This is a genomic window from Mycobacterium appelbergii (genome assembly GCF_032883035.1).
GTDB lineage: Bacteria > Actinomycetota > Actinomycetes > Mycobacteriales > Mycobacteriaceae > Mycobacterium > Mycobacterium appelbergii.
Window position 1 is genome coordinate 68,156 of record NZ_JAMQTH010000016.1, and the last position, 17,020, is coordinate 85,175.

Annotated in this window: 16 protein-coding genes; 2 read left to right on the forward strand and 14 right to left on the reverse strand. The window is 66.1% G+C overall.

The genetic code is table 11. The features are described from left to right. Window positions 1–6 precede the first annotated feature (6 nt). The 11 genes from M1247_RS30065 to eltD all read right to left on the reverse strand — a co-directional run bounded on the left by M1247_RS30065 (window position 7) and on the right by eltD (window position 11,261). The gene (locus M1247_RS30065; RefSeq protein WP_317160073.1) at window positions 7–363 is read right to left on the reverse strand and encodes a hypothetical protein; all 357 of its coding nucleotides are present in this window, start codon (window positions 361–363) and stop codon (window positions 7–9) included. 40 nt (window positions 364–403) lie between these two features. Beyond that, window positions 404–1,270, reverse strand: coding sequence for an EamA family transporter (locus M1247_RS30070; RefSeq protein WP_317160074.1), 867 nt, complete (start codon window positions 1,268–1,270; stop codon window positions 404–406). Window positions 1,271–1,321: 51 nt separating this feature from the next. Further along, window positions 1,322–2,386: a M42 family metallopeptidase gene (locus M1247_RS30075; protein WP_317160075.1), complete on the reverse strand. Its 1,065-nt coding sequence runs from the start codon at window positions 2,384–2,386 to the stop codon at window positions 1,322–1,324. A 42-nt stretch (window positions 2,387–2,428) separates the two neighbouring features. Next, window positions 2,429–2,890 (reverse strand): D-erythrulose 4-phosphate isomerase DerI1, encoded by a 462-nt coding sequence (gene derI1 / locus M1247_RS30080; RefSeq protein WP_317160076.1) that lies wholly within the window; start codon window positions 2,888–2,890, stop codon window positions 2,429–2,431. Then, a complete protein-coding gene (gene derK / locus M1247_RS30085) occupies window positions 2,887–4,632 on the reverse strand; it encodes a D-erythrulose 4-kinase (protein ID WP_317160077.1) in 1,746 nt (581 codons plus the stop codon). The genes derI1 and derK overlap by 4 nt, the downstream gene beginning before the upstream one ends. After that, window positions 4,629–5,753 carry an ABC transporter ATP-binding protein gene (locus M1247_RS30090; protein ID WP_317160078.1) on the reverse strand — a complete coding sequence of 375 codons (1,125 nt, stop codon included), beginning with the start codon at window positions 5,751–5,753 and terminating at the stop codon, window positions 4,629–4,631. The genes derK and M1247_RS30090 overlap by 4 nt, the downstream gene beginning before the upstream one ends. Beyond that, window positions 5,750–6,865, reverse strand: coding sequence for an ABC transporter ATP-binding protein (locus M1247_RS30095; protein ID WP_317160079.1), 1,116 nt, complete (start codon window positions 6,863–6,865; stop codon window positions 5,750–5,752). Before M1247_RS30095 ends, M1247_RS30090 begins: the two co-directional genes overlap by 4 nt. Then, window positions 6,865–7,743 (reverse strand): carbohydrate ABC transporter permease, encoded by an 879-nt coding sequence (locus M1247_RS30100; protein WP_317160080.1) that lies wholly within the window; start codon window positions 7,741–7,743, stop codon window positions 6,865–6,867. Before M1247_RS30100 ends, M1247_RS30095 begins: the two co-directional genes overlap by 1 nt. 3 nt (window positions 7,744–7,746) lie before the next feature. Next, window positions 7,747–8,703, reverse strand: a complete 957-nt coding sequence (locus M1247_RS30105; protein WP_317160081.1) for a carbohydrate ABC transporter permease — start codon at window positions 8,701–8,703, stop codon at window positions 7,747–7,749. An 11-nt stretch (window positions 8,704–8,714) separates the two neighbouring features. Further along, a complete protein-coding gene (locus tag M1247_RS30110; protein WP_410506968.1) occupies window positions 8,715–10,094 on the reverse strand; it encodes an extracellular solute-binding protein in 1,380 nt (459 codons plus the stop codon). Window positions 10,095–10,172: 78 nt separating this feature from the next. Continuing rightward, entirely contained in the window at window positions 10,173–11,261 is a 1,089-nt protein-coding gene (gene eltD / locus M1247_RS30115; RefSeq protein ID WP_317160083.1) for an erythritol/L-threitol dehyrogenase, read from the reverse strand. A 119-nt stretch (window positions 11,262–11,380) separates the two neighbouring features. On the opposite strand from eltD, the gene M1247_RS30120 reads away from it, so the two are divergent. Further along, a complete protein-coding gene (locus tag M1247_RS30120) occupies window positions 11,381–12,403 on the forward strand; it encodes a sugar-binding transcriptional regulator (RefSeq protein WP_317160084.1) in 1,023 nt (340 codons plus the stop codon). Continuing rightward, complete coding sequence (locus M1247_RS30125; protein WP_317160085.1) at window positions 12,400–13,191, forward strand: SDR family NAD(P)-dependent oxidoreductase; 792 nt, start codon at window positions 12,400–12,402, stop codon at window positions 13,189–13,191. Before M1247_RS30120 ends, M1247_RS30125 begins: the two co-directional genes overlap by 4 nt. Here the strand turns inward: M1247_RS30125 and M1247_RS30130 are convergent. The 3 genes from M1247_RS30130 to xylB are packed head-to-tail and all read right to left on the reverse strand — an operon-like array spanning window position 13,176 to window position 16,959. Then, on the reverse strand, window positions 13,176–14,657 hold the full coding sequence (locus tag M1247_RS30130; RefSeq protein ID WP_317160086.1) for an FGGY-family carbohydrate kinase: 1,482 nt from the start codon (window positions 14,655–14,657) through the stop codon (window positions 13,176–13,178). The genes M1247_RS30125 and M1247_RS30130 overlap by 16 nt on opposite strands. A 35-nt stretch (window positions 14,658–14,692) precedes the next feature. After that, window positions 14,693–15,511: an acyl-CoA thioesterase domain-containing protein gene (locus tag M1247_RS30135; RefSeq protein WP_317160087.1), complete on the reverse strand. Its 819-nt coding sequence runs from the start codon at window positions 15,509–15,511 to the stop codon at window positions 14,693–14,695. 50 nt (window positions 15,512–15,561) lie between these two features. Then, the gene (xylB, locus tag M1247_RS30140; protein ID WP_317160088.1) at window positions 15,562–16,959 is read right to left on the reverse strand and encodes a xylulokinase; all 1,398 of its coding nucleotides are present in this window, start codon (window positions 16,957–16,959) and stop codon (window positions 15,562–15,564) included. Window positions 16,960–17,020 lie beyond the last annotated feature (61 nt).

Genomic DNA, 17,020 nt, shown 5'->3' on the forward strand with positions numbered 1-17,020 from the left:
GTGTCTCTATGGGGTGTCGAGCTGAACGGTCACCGACACCCGGCCCTGGGCGTCGCGTCGCGCGGAGGCGTGTCCGGTGCGGTCCGCACCGTCCAGGTTGAGCAGCGTGAGGCGTCCTCCCTCGTCGAGGAAGTTGCGCCACCAGCTCTTGCTGTCCGGCGTCATGACCCGGATGACGACCTGGTCGCCGGTGCGCTTGACCGAAACCGGTGTCTCGAACACCTGGCCCGAACGGCGCCCGGTGTAGCGGATGACCACGAGTCCATGGCCCAGCCGCGGACCGATCACCGGAAGATGCGTGAGACCGACGGCGGCGGCATTGAACCAGCGGACAACGGGCGTGCTGAAGATTCCACGTGCCATGCGCGCCAGGGTAGCGGTGACCGCCTGTCCCCCGCCGTGATCAGCCGATCTCCGCGGGCACCGGCAGACTACGGCTGCCGGTGCGCGCCGCTCCGATCCCCGCGGCCACCACGAAGCAGATCCCCACCACCCCGGTTGGCCCGGGCACCTGATGCAGCACCACCAGCCCGATGATCATCGCGAACCCCGGTTCCAGGCTCATCAAGGTGCCGAATGCCGCAGTGTTCAGCCGCCGTAACGCCAGTAGTTCGAGGGCGAACGGGATCATCGGCAGCAGGATCGCCAGTCCCACGCCGATGAGCAGCAGCTCCGGTGTGAGTTTGCCGAACACCGATGGACCGACCGTCGCGGTGGCGACCAGTCCCGCCACGGGCATGGACACCGCAAGGCCGTTGATGCCGGCCACCGCGTCACCAACGCGTTGGGTGAGCAGGATGTAGCAGGCCCAGCAGGCCGCCGCGCCGAGGGCATACCCGACACCGATGAGGTCGACACTGCCGGTCCACGGTTCGGTCAGCAGCACCACCCCCACCGCGGCGATCCCGGGCCACACCAAGCGATTGCGGCCCCTGCCATGCGCGACGGCGACACTCAGCGGGCCCAGGAACTCCAGCGCGCTGGCGGTACCGAGCGGGATCCGCGACAGCGCGGCCATGAAGAGCAACGTGACGCCTGCGGTGACGAGACCCAACACCACGCAGGTTCCAAAGGCCGATCGGGTGAATGCCGAAGGCCGCGGCCGCACGATTACCAGCATCAGCACCCCGGCCCACGCCAGCCGCAGCCAGGCCGCCCCCTCCGCACCGATGTCGTCGATCAATCCGACCGCCACCGCCAGGCCGAGCTGCACACACACCATCGAGCACATCGCCATCAATGCACCCGTGCGGGCAGTATTCGCGGTCACCACTGCATTGAACGGTAGCGGCAGCCGTCCCGTCCACGGGATTTCGCACGGCTACACCAGGAATTCGACCAACACATCGGCCAAGGCCGGGATGGCGTCGCGCGCAATGACCTCATAGCCGTGCGTGCTCAGGGTCGGCAGGCACAGCAGCCCCGCCCGTGGCGACAACCCGGTGGCCCTGGCGTGCGAAGCGTCGGACTCGAACGCGCCGAGCACTGCCGCTTGCGGTGACAACTCCAACTCGGTGGCTATGTCCATCAGCCGGTCGGCCACGTCCTTGTCATAGACGCTCTGGGCGTCGCTGTAGGCGACGATGGGCCCGCCGGTAACCGTGGTGCCGTACTCCGGTTCGGTCGGGCCGACCTCGAGCGCCAGGGTCAGCTCGCCCGGCAGGTTGCGGGCGGCGTACGAGCCGCCCACGCCGCCGATCTCCTCACCCACGGTGAACACCGCGTAGACGTCGGCCTGCGGGCGCTTTCCCTGCTCACGCAGCAGCTGCGCGGTCCGCAGCAGGACCGTCACCAAGGCCCGATCGTCCATGAAGTAGCAGCCGAGGTAGTCGCCTACTTCGATCAGGGTCCGCTTGCTCCGGTCGATGCACACGCGGGTTCCCGGCCGTACCTGCGCGCGCGTGAGCTCATCAGGAGTGCGTCCGGTGAACACGTAGACGTCGGGCCAGTCCAGTGCCTTGTCTCCCTGATCGGGCTTGGTCGCCCAGATCCGTTCGCTCTCTTTGGTTGTGTGCTCTGAACCCAATGCCAGGACTGCGGTGAACTGCTCATGCCCGCCGAGCACCGCGACAGGTCCTAGCCCGAAGTTGGCCGGGTACATCGTGCCCAGCGGGGTGAGTTTGAGCGTGCCGTCGGATTCGACGCGCTTGACGACCATCGAGAGCTCGTCCAGATGTGCCATGATCCGCACCGCCGGAGCGTCTTCGGACTCGCCCCTGATCAATCCGATGAGATTCCCGGCCGCATCCACCCAGATGTCGTCGACCAACGGAGCGAGCTCGCGACGACATACCTCGCGAACCGCGTCCTCCTGGCCGCACGGCCCGTAGGCCCACAGCAACTCCTGCAACAGATCACGGCGAAACTGCGGACCCTCGTGTGCCACGGGGAGTTGAATTGCCTGTTTGTCCGACGGGCAAACCTCCCGCTACGGCGAGGTGGGCTCGTAGCTGCAGATCGCCTCGACCTTGTCCGCCGACTTGCTGGACGGGTCGAACTCGTAACCCAGCCATTCCCGCGCCAGCCTGCGAGCCAGCTCGAGGCCGACGACACGCTGCCCGAAGCACAGCACCTGCGCGTTGTTGGACAACACCGAACGCTCGACCGAGAAGCCGTCGTGGGCGGTGACCGCCCGGATACCGGGCACCTTGTTGGCACTGATCGCCACGCCCAGTCCGGTTCCACAGACCAGCAGTGCGCGATCGGCTTTGCCGTCGGCGACCAGCCGGGCCGCGGCGACCGCGACATGGGGGTAAGCAGTGTCCTCGTCGGAGCCGACTCCGACGTCGATGACCTCGGCCACGCGATCGTCGGCGGTCAGGTCACCCTTGAGCGCTTCCTTGTATTCGTACCCGGCGTCATCCGAGCCGACAACGATGCGCAGTGTCATGAGTTATCTCCTTGTGTGGTCAATGCGAAACACCCGGCGACGGTGCGTGCGCACAGCGCCAGCGACGTGGCGCCGGCGTCGGCCGTACCGATGCTGCGTTCGGCGAGTGGCCTGGCCCTACCCACCTTGGGACGAAGTTCTGCCGTTGCCTTGGCCGCCTCGGTCGCGACGTCGGCGGCAGCGCGCCAGGCCGTCTGCCACGGCTGTCCGCTCGCGGTGCCGCGCTCCAGTTCCTCGACGAACGGCAACAGCGCGTCGAGCATGGTCTTGTCCCCCGGTGTCGCGCCGCCCAGTTGGGTCAGAGCGTCGTAGCTGTCACGCATCCCGGACGCCACGGTGGCCGAGTCAGGTACACCGGTGTCACCCAGGCGGGTGCCCAGCGCGGTGAGCAGCGCGCCCCACAGCACGCCCGAGGTGCCACCGGCCTTGGCGGACCAGGCTTTTCCGGCAGCAACCAGTACCGAGCCCTGGCCTGCGCCTGCCTCGACAGCAGCAGCCGCGGCCTCTCGGGCCGCCGACGACCCCTTGACCATCCCGCGGCCGTGGTCGCCGTCCCCGGCGACTGCGTCGATACGGCCGAGTTCATCCTCAGCGTCGACGAGTACCTCGGCGATCGCGTCGAACGCACGCGCGACGAACTTTCCGCCCTTGCGTCCTTCCTCGTCGGAGCGCTCCGACACGTGTGGTGTCGCAGCGCTGACCGCGGCCTGCTCATCGCCGCGAAGCGCGCCGGATTGCGGTGACCCGGCCGAGCCTTTCTTGTAGGCGGGGGTGTCCGCCGGGGCGGTCCAGTACTTCTCCAACTCCTCGTCGAGCCACATGACGGTCAGCGAGCATCCGGCCATGTCGAGGCTGGTGACCAACTCACCAACCTCCGGTTCGACGACGGTGTAGCCACGGTCCCGCAGCAGCCGGGAGACCTCACCCCACACCACGAAGAGTTCTTCGTACTTGGTGCGGCCGAGCCCGTTGAGGATCACCGCAATTCGCTTCTCGGGAGCATCAGGGCGATCGGCCAGCACGCCCTCGACCAGCGTCGCAGCCAGGCCCGCGGCGGTGGGCATCGCTTCATCGGAAACCCCGGGCTCACCGTGGATTCCCAGTCCGAGCCCCATGTGCCCCTCGGGCACGGTGAACAGTGGATGGTCCGCACCCGGCAGCGTGCAACCGTCGAACGCCACGCCCAAAGTGCGGGTGGCGGCGTTCGCGGCCTCGGCCACCCGGACCACCCCGGTCAGATCCAGGCCTTCCTCGGCGGCCGCGCTGGCACACTTGAACACCGTGAAATCACCTGCGATACCGCGTCTTTTCGATTCTTCACCGCGCTCGGCGCTGGCGATGTCATCGGTCACGGCGAAATAGTGGGCGTCGATGCCCTCGCTGCGAAGCTGCGTGACGGCGAGGCCGAAGTTCATCACATCACCGGCGTAGTTGCCGGTGGTCAGGAGCACGCCGGCATCGCCGTGGGCGGCCCGCGCCACCGACGCGGCCTCCTCGGCCGATGGTGAGGTGAAGACATTGCCGACGACAGCGCCGTCGGCGAAGCCGGGTCCCACTGTGCCGCAGAACGCCGGGTAGTGACCGGATCCGCCGCCGATGACGACGGCGACCTTGCCGGGTCGGGTCCGGTGCGCGCGCACCACTCCACCGGGGACCCCGCTGACATGGCGGGCGTTCGCGTCGAGGAACCCGACCAACATGTCCTCGGTGAACCGTGCCGGGTCGTTGAAAAGTCTGGTCATCGCAACCTCGCTCCCGAATCCGTGTCGAACAGGTAGACCCGTTCCGGCGCCGCCGTCACTTTAACCTGCTGCTCGGGCTCGTAGCTCTCCGCGGCGGGAGTCTGCACCACGATGCCCTCTTCCACCCCGGCTACCGTGCTGGTGGCCAACCCGAACTCCAGCAGGTGCTCGAAGTACGCCACCGTGGTGCTGATGCCGGTATCGGTATCGGGTCGTAACGCGCAATCTTGCGGCCGGATGCCCACCGTCACCCGGGTGCCGTCGGCCACGCCTGTGGCACCGCAGTCCAGTGATCCTGCGCCCGAGCCGATCTCGACCCGGGTCTGTCCGTCGGCCACCCGGACCGTCCCCGGCACCACATTGATCTGCGGCTCGCCGACGAACTGCGCGACGAACAAGTTGGCCGGGTCGTCGAACACCTCGTCGGGGGTGCCGAACTGTTGCACGACACCGGCGTCCATCACCGCCAGCCGGTCGGCCAACGACAATGCCTCCACCTGGTCGTGTGTGACAACGATGGTGGTGTAGCCGAATTCGCGTTGCAGCACCTTGAGTTCACGGCGGACCCGCTGCCGGGCAGACGCGTCGAGGTGGCTCAACGGTTCGTCGAGCAGCAGCACCGGTGGGTTACGCACCAGCGCCCGGGCGAGCGCCACGCGCTGCTTCTGACCGCTGGACAACCCGGCCGGACGGAGCCCGAGCATGTCGTCCATCTCGAGCCGACTGCTGATGGAGGCCACGAGTTGCTCGGCCCCTTTGACCTTGCGGGCCTTGAGTCCGTAGAGCAGGTTTTCCCGCACCGACATCGGCGGGTAGAGCGCGTAACTCTCGAATCCCACGCCGATGCCGCGTTTGGCGGCCGGCAACTGGGACACTTCGCGGTCGCCGATGCGGATGGACCCGCTCGTCACGGTTTCCAGTCCGGCGATCATGCGCAGTGTGGTGGTCTTACCGCAGCCGGAAGGACCCAGCAGCGCCACCAACTCGCCGGCCTCGATCGCCATGTCGATGCCCTTGACGGCTTGGAAGCTTTCCCGGCCGCGCGACGAGTACGTCTTCACGAGGCCCTCCAGCGTCAGGCTCTTCGCCGTCGCTGGAGCTGTCGTTGCGGTGGATGTCACTGTGCCTCCTCCAGTGCCGAATCACGCTCGGGCGATCCCAAACGGGCAGTGTCGCCGGGGCCGGAGGCGAATACGTGAATGTCGGACTCGGCGACGGTCAACGCGATCTCGGCACCCTCCCCGACACCTTCCCGACCGGATGCCAGCACGATCAGCTTGGCGCCGCCGACATCGACGGTGAGTTCGACGTTGCGGCCGAGTCGTTCGGCCAGCAGCACCTGCCCGCGCAGAGTGGCCGGTCCGGTCGTGACGTGGATGTCGCAGGGCCGCAGGCCCACCCGCACCCGATCACCGGTCGCACACTCGACACCGGTGGGCAGCGCCAGGTCCAACGAACCGTCGCCCAACTGGATCCGGCCGGCATCGATGACTCCCTCGAGCAGGTTGATCTCAGGCTGTCCCAGAGCCTTGGCGACGAAGGTGTCCGCCGGATGACGCCAGATCTGCTCGGGTGTGCCGATCTGTACCAGCCGGCCCTCGCGCATCACCGCGATCCGGTCGCCGAGTGCGAGCGCCTCCTGGTAGTCGTGGGTGACGTAGATCGTGGTGGTGTTGCTCATCGCGCTGAGTTGCTTCAGCTCGGCGCGCATCGCCGCACGCAACTTGGCGTCCAGATGGCTCAACGGCTCGTCCAGCAGGTAGATATCGGCCGGACGAACCAGCACCCGGCCAAGAGCCACCCGCTGACGTTGCCCGTTGGACAGCTCACGCGGAAACCGCTGCTGCAGGTGATTGATCCCGAGGGTGGTGGTGACCTGGTCGATCCGTTGTGCCCGCTCCTGCTCGGTGTACTTGCCGGTGCGCCCGGATTTCAATGGCGAGGCGAGGTTTTCGGCGACCGTCTTCTGCGGGTACAGCGCATAGCTTTCGAAGGCCATCGCGACGTTGCGGTGATAGGGCTCCACCCGGGTGACGTCGGCACCGCCGATGTGAACCGAGCCTGCGTCGATGTCGACCAGACCGGCGACCGACTTCAACGTGGTGGTCTTGCCTGCGCCGCTGGGACCGAGGATGACGAAGAACTCACCGTCGGCGATATCCACCGTCAGGCCGTCAACGGCCGTGGTCTTGCCGAATGCCTTGCGCACACCGGCGATCGATACGGAAGACATCAGGCCTTCACCGCCCCAAACGACAGGCCGCGTACCAGGTACCGCTGAATGGTCAGTGCCAGGATCAGCGGTGGAAGCGCGGCGATGATGGCGGCCGCGGCGGTCAGGTTGTAGTAAGCCTGTCCACCGCCACCGAGGAACTTGGTGATCGCGACCGTCACCGTGCCGGCATTGCTGTCGGCGAGAATCAGCGGGAACACGTAGTTGTTCCACGCGAAGATGAACGCCAGTAGGGCGGCCGCCGCGATCCCGGGGCGCACGATCGGCAGCGCAACCATGAGGAAGGCCCGCCTGCGGGTGTAGCCGTCCAGCAACGCGGCCTGCTCGAGATCCTCCGGCAGGTCCTGAAAGTAGGACCGCAGGATCCACACGACCAGTGGCATCGTCACCAATTGCAGCACCCAGATCATGCCGACCTTGGTGTCGAACAGGCCGATCTGGTTGTAGATCACGAACAACGGCACGATCACCATCAACTCGGGCGCGAACCGGAACGACAACATGGTGAACATCAGGTCATTGCTGCCCTTGTACTGCCAACGCCCGGCGGCGTACGCCGCCGGTATGCCGATCAGCAGGGAAACGATCACCGCGCCACCGCAGTTCAGCAAGCTGGTCAGCAGCGATGCCTTGAAGTCGACGCTCGTCATCTGGGTGCCCTTGTCGGACAGCACAGTTGCGAAGTTGGACCACGTCGGACTGAACGAGAAGTACGTGGTGGTCTGCTCCTCGGCGTTCTTCAGTGCCAGCATCAGCATCCAGAAGATCGGAAACAGCGAGAAGATGAACCAGAAGATCACGCCGATGTCGGCAGCAACCGATCCGACGGACAGGCGCTTCTGACCGGGAAGCAATTCGGCTCTACTGAAAAGTGCCATGACCTAGGACTCCGCTCCGGCAGCTCGGCGCTGCGCCTTGCCCAGCACGCTGACCAGGTAGCGCGCGGTGATGAACACGATGACCCAGAGCAGCAGCATGTAGGTGCTGCCGCGGGAGTAGTCGAGGTTGATGATGGAGTCCTCGAACGCGCCGATCTGCAGGGTCCTGGTGGCGACACCCGGGCCGCCTGCGGTCAGCACATAGATGTGGTCGAACACCTTGAGGTTGTCCATGAACCGGAAGATGACTGCCACCAGGATGTAGGGCCACAGCATCGGCAGCATCAGTTTGCGGAACATGTAGAACCAGCCCGCACCGTCGACCTCTGACGCTTCGAACGGCTCCTTGGGCAGCGACCGGATTCCGGCCAGCACCAGGATCGCGACGAAGGGCGTGAAGATCCACAGATCCACCAGGATCACTGACCACAGCGCATTGGCCGACGACAACCAGTCGAACGTGTTACCCAGTCCCAGAACATGGTTGAGGATGCCGAACTGCGGGTTGAACATCAGCTTCCAGATCACACCGGCGATCACCGGGGCGATCATCAGCGGCAGGATCAACACCTTCTCGAAGATCTTGCCGATGATCGAGGACCGGTTGAGCAACAGGGCCAGACCGACCCCGATGACGGTTTCGATCACTGTCGCAACCACCGCGAAAATGCCGGTGACCTTGACGCTCTGCCAGAAAACCTGGTCACCGAGCACGGATTTGAAGTTCTCGAACCAGACGAAATGCGGATCCGGGTTGACCGCCGCGTAGTTGAGGAACGCGTAGTAGGCGCCGACGAAGAACGGGTAGAGGATCCCGATCACGATCACCACGGCCGGAACCGACAGCAGGTAGGGCCGCAGCTTGCGGCGCCAGGTCGGCACCTCCGGCAGCGGGCCCGACGGTCGCTCGGCGGCCGGTTCTGAAGTGCCTGCCGGAGCGTTGGACGTATGCGTTGTCATATCGCTGGCTCCTACAGGTTGACCTTGGAAGTATTGGTCTTGGCCAAGCTGCGCAGACGGGAGGCGGCGTCATCCCCGCCGTAGATGTCCTGCAGCGCCACCGCCCAGTTCTGGGTGGTATCGAAGAACTTCTTCTGCGGGGTGAACTGGATCTTGGACTCCCCGATCACCGTCTCGAACGCCTCGAGGTAGCCGAACTGATCGGCCGCAACGCGTTTGAACGTGTTGTCGAATACCGACTTCCGCACCGGATCCGCGTAACTTCCGGCCTCCACGGCCTTGTTCATCGAGTCCTTGCCGGTTGCCCACTGAATGAACAGCCAGGCCGGCAACTTGTTCTTGGAGTTGGCGCTCATGGCCCAGCTCCACGTCCACAGGTTGGTCTTGTAGTTGCCGTCCGGTCCTGCGGGACCCGCGTACCACCCGAGATTGCCGGCTTCCTTACTGGCGCCGGGCTTGTTCTTCGGATAGGTGGCGCTGTCGGCGTCGTACACCATCATCGCCTTCCCGTCGCCGAGATCGCCGGTGGCATTGGGATAGTCGTAGGTGGTCCAGGAGGTCGGGCCGGCCTTGTGCTGCATCTCGATCCACTTCTTGGTGAACTCGATGGCCTTATCGCTGTCCATCTCGGCGATCAGCTCCGAGCCGTTGAACGTGTAGTCGACCGCACCCTCGCGGCTGTACTGCGTCATGAAGCCGGGGTGGATCGTGGCCCACGACTTCGACCCGCGCGTCGCGATCCCGTACCGGTTCTCCGAGCGGTCGGTGAGGTCCACCGCCAACTGGATGAAGTCGTCGAAATTGTCGGGTAGCCGGGTGATGCCGCGTTTGTCGAAGTAGGCCTTGTTGTAGGCCACCACGTTGTTCTCGAATCCCCACGGGATCGCCAGTTGTCCACCGGTTCCCAGCGGGTCACCCGTGACGAAGTCCCACCGGGTGGAGGTCCGCAGCCCCTCGAAGATGTCCTCGAAGTCGTACTCGGCGTTGGTCGCGGCGGTGTTCTGCAGCCAGGGGCCGAGATCCTCGATCCATCCGGGTGGCCCGTACTGCCAGATGAAGTAGGCGCCGAGCATGAACGCGTCGTGCTTGCCCGATCCACCGGCCAGTTCGGTGTTGAGCTTGGTGTAGTAGTCCGCCTCCGGCACCAGGTCGACGTTGACGTTGATCCCGGTGAGTTCGGTGAACTCCGCCAGTAGGGGCTGATAGGACAGCTGGTAGGGGTGCGGGGTCTGCAGGATGTTGATGGTCGACCCGGCTGCTTTGCGCCAGTCGAACCCTCCGGTGACCTCCGCCGCACCGTTCGGTGAACTCGTTCCTCCACCGACACCGCACGCCGACAACACCGGCAGGCTCACCGCAGCCGCGCCGGCAAGTCCCATGGCGGCCAACATGTTCCGGCGGGACAGCTGCTGTCCTGCCAGGGCTCCGCGATAACGCTCTCGACTCATGTCGTGTAGTCCTTTACGCAATCAAGCCGGGATGAGCGAGACCTTGACCGATTCCGCCCCACTGGCCACCAGCTCCAGCCCCTTCTGGAATTCGGCGAGTGGTAACTGATGCGTGCAGATCTCGTCCAGCGGCAGCGTCCCGGACTCGATCATCTTGATCGCGGCGGGCCAGCAATACGGCCCGAGGTGGGCGCCGAAGACGTCGAGTTCTTTGTCGTCGCTGATGATGCTCCAGTCGACGGTCACGTCGCTGCCGAAGACGCCGTACTCGACGTAGCGGCCGAGCTTACGCAGCAGGTTCAGCCCCTGCGGCACTGCCGAGGTGTGGCCGGTGCCTTCCAGATACACGTCGGCGCCATAGCCCTCGGTCAAGTCCTTGACGATGTTCTCGGCATCCTCCTCGGCGATGTTGATCACCAGGTCGGCGCCGCACTTCTTGGCCAGCTCCAGCTTCTCGGGTGCCATGTCGAGCGCGATGACCCGCATGGGGTTCTTGGACTTGGCGCCGGCGATCATGCCGAGCCCGATGGGCCCGCAGCCCGCGACCACCACGGTGTCTTCGAAGGTGATCTGGGCGCGTTCCACAGCGTGCAGCGAGCAGCTCAGTGGCTCGACGAACGCGGCGTGCGCAGGCGGCAGATCGCCGGAGATCTTGTGCACCAGCGCCTCGACCGGATAGGTCATGTAGGAGGCCATCGCGCCCGGCGTGCGGCGCTTGAAGCCGTAGAGGTCGTGCGGCTGACACATGTGATAGCTACCGCGCTTGCAGAACCGGCACTCCCAGCACGGCACGATCTGCTCGGACGTCACCCGGTCACCGACCGCGATACCCCACCGCTTCGCGGCTTCGTCGTCGAGGGCCACTACCCGACCCACGAATTCATGACCGGGAATCACCATGGTCTCGGCCCAGGCCGGCCTGTTCTCGTCGCCCCAGAACTTGGCGGCGCCGTGGTAGCACTTCAGATCGCTGGCGCAGATGCCGACGGCCTCGACGCGGATCAACGCCTCGCCGGGACCGCGCTGCGGAACTGCAACCTCTTCGAGCCGGTAATCGTTCGGGCCGTGACAGACCACGGCCTGCATCTTTTCGGGGATCTGATCGGACATGACGGCACACCTTTCGAACTGTGGTTGCAGTCACGTTAACCAACCTATGCACATATGTCCAGAACAGCTGTTCAGAGAACCCTTGACCAAGAACATATGTTCAGTGCGATACTCGTCACGTGCCCCGTTCTGTGCAGCCGACCTCTGCTGCCGGTGCCGACGGTCAGTCGACACCGGCCGAATCAGGCCATTTTCCAGCCTCTTTGCTCTACGCCGCAGCGAAGCTGTACTACAACGAGGACGCCACCCAGGCGGACGTCGCGGGGCAGTTGGGAACCAGCCGGGCAACCGTCAGCCGGCTTCTGGCCGAAGCGAAGCGACGTGGCATCGTCCGGATCGAGGTGGTGCCCCCGGCCGAGTTGGGTTCCGGCGACATCGCCGACGAACTCGCCCGCGCCCTGTCCCTGGACCGGGTCATTCTCAGCCACCCGCTACCCAACCCGGGGCCGGGTCGCACCGCGGTGGACGTGATGGGCGGTGTACTGGCGCCCGCGGTCGGCCGGGCGTTGGCGGCGGCCGGGCTGCTGCCAGGTGACGTGCTGCTGGTCTCGTCCGGCCGAACCGTCTACGAAGTCGCCCAACACGAACTCGTGGACCTGCCCGGCGTACTGGTCGCGCCCACCGTGGGTGGCACCGACCAGCCCGAGGAGTGGTACCAGACCAATGAGATCACCCGCCTGGTGGCGAATCGGGTCAATGGCCGGCCGAACTATCTGTTCGCGCCCGCCCTGCCGGGTGCTGACCTGCACCCTTCGCTGACCAACGACCCCAGTATTCAACGGGTGCTGCACCTTTGGCCCCGGGCCAGGTGCGCGCTGATGGGCGTGGGCGCGCCACCCCTGATGCGTTCCGATATCCCCCAGTTCGTGCCGACCGGCTCGAGCTCGCTGCGATCGGCGATCGGTGACGTCTGCTCCCGCTTCTACGACCGGGCAGGCGAACCGGTCGAATTCAACGGCAGTGACCGGCTCATCGCCGTGGAACTCGGTGTACTGCGTCATGTTCCGGTCTCCATCGCGGTCGCGATCGGCAAGGACAAGGTCGAGTCGATCGTCGCCGGTGCCCGCGGCGGGTACTTCAACCAGCTGATCACCGATCCGGCCACCGCAACAGCCATTCTCAAGACCACGGAGTCGACATGAGCACCCATACCGATCCTCGATATGCCGGGGCACTTCGTCTGGACGGGAAACGCGCGCTCATCACCGGCGCCACCAAAGGTATCGGCGCCGATATCGCCCGTGCCTTCGCCGGTGCGGGCGCCGGTCTGGTCCTCAGCGGCCGCGACACCGGCGAGCTGTCGGCGGCCAGAGAGGCGCTACGAGAGGAGTTCGGCGTCGAAGTGCACACCGCCGCAGTCGATCTGGCGACACCTGACGGCCCGAGCGAGCTGGCCCGTCAGGGCGCAGCGGCATTCGGCGGACTGGACATCCTGGTGAACAACGCCGGCGTTTCCCATCCGCAACCGGCCGTCGACACCGACCCGGTGCTGTTCGACGCGACCATCGCGGTCAATCTGCGCGCACCGGCGCTGCTCGCCTCGGCGGTCGGGGCCGCGATGGTCGCCGCCGGCACCGGCGGATCCATCATCACGGTGGCTTCCGCGGCCGCATTGGCGCCGCTGCCCGACCACTACGCCTACTGCGCCTCGAAGGCAGGCCTGGTGATGGCGACCAAGGTGCTCGCGCGTGAACTCGGGCCGCACGGCATCCGGGCCAACTCGGTCTGCCCGACGGTGGTGCTCACCGAAATGGGACAGCGGGTATGGGGCGAAGAAGCCAAGGCCGCACCCATGATCGCCCGGATTCCGTTGGGCCGCTTCGCTGTACCACATGAAGTGTCCGACACTGTGGTCTGGTTGGCCTCCGACGCCGCCAGCATGATCAACGGTGTGGACATCCCCATTGACGGCGGTTACACGATGGGTTGATTCGCCAGCCGGTGTACCTGGTCTTTGGTGGCCGGGTACAACTCCAGCCAGGTCGCATACAAGTCGTCATACAGACCGCGATGGCGCGGATCCGGGGTGATCTCCCTGTCGATCCTGGCCCAGTCCGTGTCAGCTGGCACCAGCCCCGTGCCGATCGCGGCGAGCAAGGCGTCGCCGTAGCTGGCTCCGATCGCCTGTTCGGGGACCAACTGCGGACGGCCGGTGATGTCACTGAGCGCCTGCGCCCAGATGGGGCTGCGCAGACCGCCACCGACGGCCACCGTCCGGGTGGCGGTGTGTGCATCGCCGAACCGTTCGAGGATCTGCCGGATACCGAACGAAATGCCTTCGTAGGCGGCCCGGAAGAGATGTCCGCGGCCATGCCGCAGCGTCAATCCGGCCACCACGCCGCGGGCCTGCGCATCGAAGACCGGGGTGCGCTCCCCCGCCAGGTAAGGCAGTATCAGCAAACCTTCGCTGCCGGGCGGCACCTCCCGCGCCTCCGTCATCAGCTCGTCGAACGAAGCACCCCCGGTCACCGTCTGCAACCAGCCGATCAGGCTGCCTGCCGTCGAGGTTCCCGCGGCCAGCGCGCGCGTGCCGCGCTCCACCCCGGCGGTCGTCCACAACACCGGATCGCTGTGGTACTCGTTGATGATCTGGACCAGAAACATCGTCGATCCGTACATCAGCATCAGATCACCGGGCCGCCGCACGCCGACCGAGAATGCCTCGGAGTAGGCGTCCACCGTGCCCGCCGATACCGGGGTGCCGGCCGGCACCCCCGTGTCCGCGGCGGCCAGGGCGGTCACGGTGCCCACCACATCGCTCGGCCACACCAGCCGCGGTAATGGCAGATGGCCGCAGATACGTTGGGCCCACGGCAGATTCCACGTGAACTCACGGGTGGCGTAGAGCGGGTCGCACTGGCTGGCCGTGTGATGGTCCATCACGTACTCGCCGGTGAGTTTGGCGGCGATATAGGAGTTCGACCCGTACCAGCCCGCGGCCCGTTCGAACACCTCCGGTTCGTGGCGGCGCACCCACTCGAGTTTGGGGCCCACAGCCTGGCTGGACAGCAGCGTGCCGCCCTGCTCGAGGATGTTCGCCTCACCCAATTCGGCGGTCAGAGCCTCGATCTCGGCTGCCGCTCGCGTGTCGATGCCATACAGGATCGCCGGCCGCAGCGGGCGCAGGTCTGAGTCGCACAGCACCAGGCATGGACCGACTCCACTGACACACATCCCGGCCAACACACCCCCGCCGGGCATGCGTGCCATCAGAGCGTTGCTGATCTGGCAAATCTCGCGCCACCACAGATTCTCCGCGTCGACCTCGGCCCAGCCCGGCCGCGGGAGGTCCATCGAATGGGGGATGGTTTCAGTGGCGATGACCGAACCGGTCACGTCGACCAGGACGCCCTTGGTGCTTCCCGTCCCGATATCGATTCCGAGCAGCAGTTCCACGGGTCAACCCTACTTCGACGCCGGAATGCCTCGGTTCACCGCGGTGCGCTGCGCTCCGGGAACGGATCGTTGGCAAAGTCGATCTGTGCCGCCGGGTTGCTGACCGCCGTGACGAGCCCGGTGCCGAAGGGGCCCGACTGGTCGAACAGGGTCGACGCACCGACCGCGATCCCGTCGGCCGCCCAGTGCGAATCCGCTTCGACGCCGATCCACTCATCACCGGGCAACCGGGACAGCGCCACCGTGAGGTCCCCGTTGATGTACCCGACCCCGTGGGTGCCCCGGTTGGTCACCAGGCTGGTGCCCTCGGCCGCCATCGCTGCGCGTACGAACGGCGAATTCGGTTGGCCGTCAATCACAGTGATGGTTCGATTCATGAATCGTTTGCGGGAGGCGTTCTGATGGTCGGCGATCGACCGGCTCCACCCCGCCTCATCACTGCCGATATAGGTCATCACCGCATCATCCATCGCGGCCGGCGGTTCAAACTGCGGCGTGTCAACCCATTCTTCGCCGTGCGGAGCTGCCGATATGCGGTACTGCACGAGCGTGGCGCGGGCGACCGTCACACCGTCCTGCACCAACTCGCACTCTGAATTGCGAACCCGGCGACCGTCGCGCACCAGCGCCACCTTCGTGGTCGTCGGCACACCCCGGGCCGCCTTGAACAGGTCGACGGTCAGGCGGGCCGGTAGAAATTCGGCCAGACCGTAGTGCGACTCCAACGCCCACGCGGCGAGCCCGACCAAAGCCGGCCCGTTGAGGTGATCCTCTCCCCAATGGCTCTGGGCAAAGCGGGTGGGCAGGAAGCAATCCTCGCTGGACTGCGTGAAGTGGGCCACGGACTCCGTCATTGGCGCATCGTCGCACATCGGTTCGGCATTCCCGGACAGACAATCGTGGTTCACTGCCCCAAAGTCAGCGACTGGGCAGCCCGGTACCGGGCGATCACCTCGGGGGTGGCCCCGGCGGTGTACTGACTGGTCTGGCCGAGGACCCATGGCGGGGGCGAATCCTGGTGCCCCAATGTCCAGGCGGCCTGACGGGCCGCACCGAGCGCGACGTATTCGGCCGGAGGAGGCACATCCACCGGCCGCCCCAGGACAGCCGGAGCGATCTGCCGGACGGCTTCAGACCTCGCTCCCCCGCCGATGAGGATCACCCGATCGACCTCGACGCCCTGACCGGCGATCTTGTCAATGCAGTAGGCCATCGAAGCCAACAGTCCCTCCACCGCCGCGCGGGCGACATTCGCGGAGCTGAAGTTCCGTGCCGTAACGCCGTGCAGCGCTCCGTTGGCGCCCGGCAGATTCGGTGAACGCTCGCCCTCCAGATACGGCACCAGGGTGAGCCCGTCGGCACCGGCGGGCGCCGACAATGCGAGTCGGTCCAGTTCCTCGAAGCCCACCCGCAGCATCGCCGCCGTCGCGGCCAGCACCGGCGCCCCGTTGAGTGTGCACACCAATGGCAATTGACGCCCGGTGGCGTCGGCGAACCCCGCGACGATGCCCTCCGGATCGTGTGGCGCGGCGTCACCCACCGCACTGACCACTCCGGAAGTACCGAGGGATATGACGCAGTCTCCCGGGCCGGCACCCAGGCCCAGCGCCGCGGCTGCGTTGTCGCCGGCCCCCGGGCCGATGATCGCACCGGCGGGCATCCGTCCTGCGGTATCACGAGGTCCGAGGACCTTCGGGAGCACAGGACGCCGGCCCCGCAATGCCAGCTCCAGCAGATCATGCTGATAGCTGTCGGTCTGCGCGGAAAAATAGCCCGTGCCACTGGCATCGCTGCGATCGGTGGCAAGGTCCGCGATGTCCGTCGAACCGGTCAGCCGCCAGCTGAGCCAGTCATGGGGAAGACAGACCGCCGCGGTGGCATCGGCGTGGCCGGGCTCCTCATCGGCCAGCCACCGCAACTTCGTCGCGGTGATCGAGGCCACCGGGACCACACCGACCCGCTCGGCCCACTGCTCCGGCCCGCCCAATTCGGCCGTCAGGTCGACCGCACTGGCCGCCGATCGGATGTCATTCCACAGCAATGCATCCCGCACCACCGAGCCTGACTTGTCGAGGCACACCATGCCATGTTGCTGGGCAGCCACCGATACTGCGTCGACATCATCGAGGCCGCCCGCTGCGCTGATAGCGGACTGAAGGGCCGACCACCAATGGCGCGGATCGATCTCGGTTCCATCGGGGTGCGGCGTCGAGGCAGACCGGATGACGGTGCCGTCCTCGGCGTCGCAGATCACCACCTTGCAGGATTGTGTGGACGAGTCGATACCGGCAACTAGAGACACACCTGCGAAGTTACTACGTGAAGGCGCTCCTGCCCGTACCGACGACCACGCCGCGGCTCGG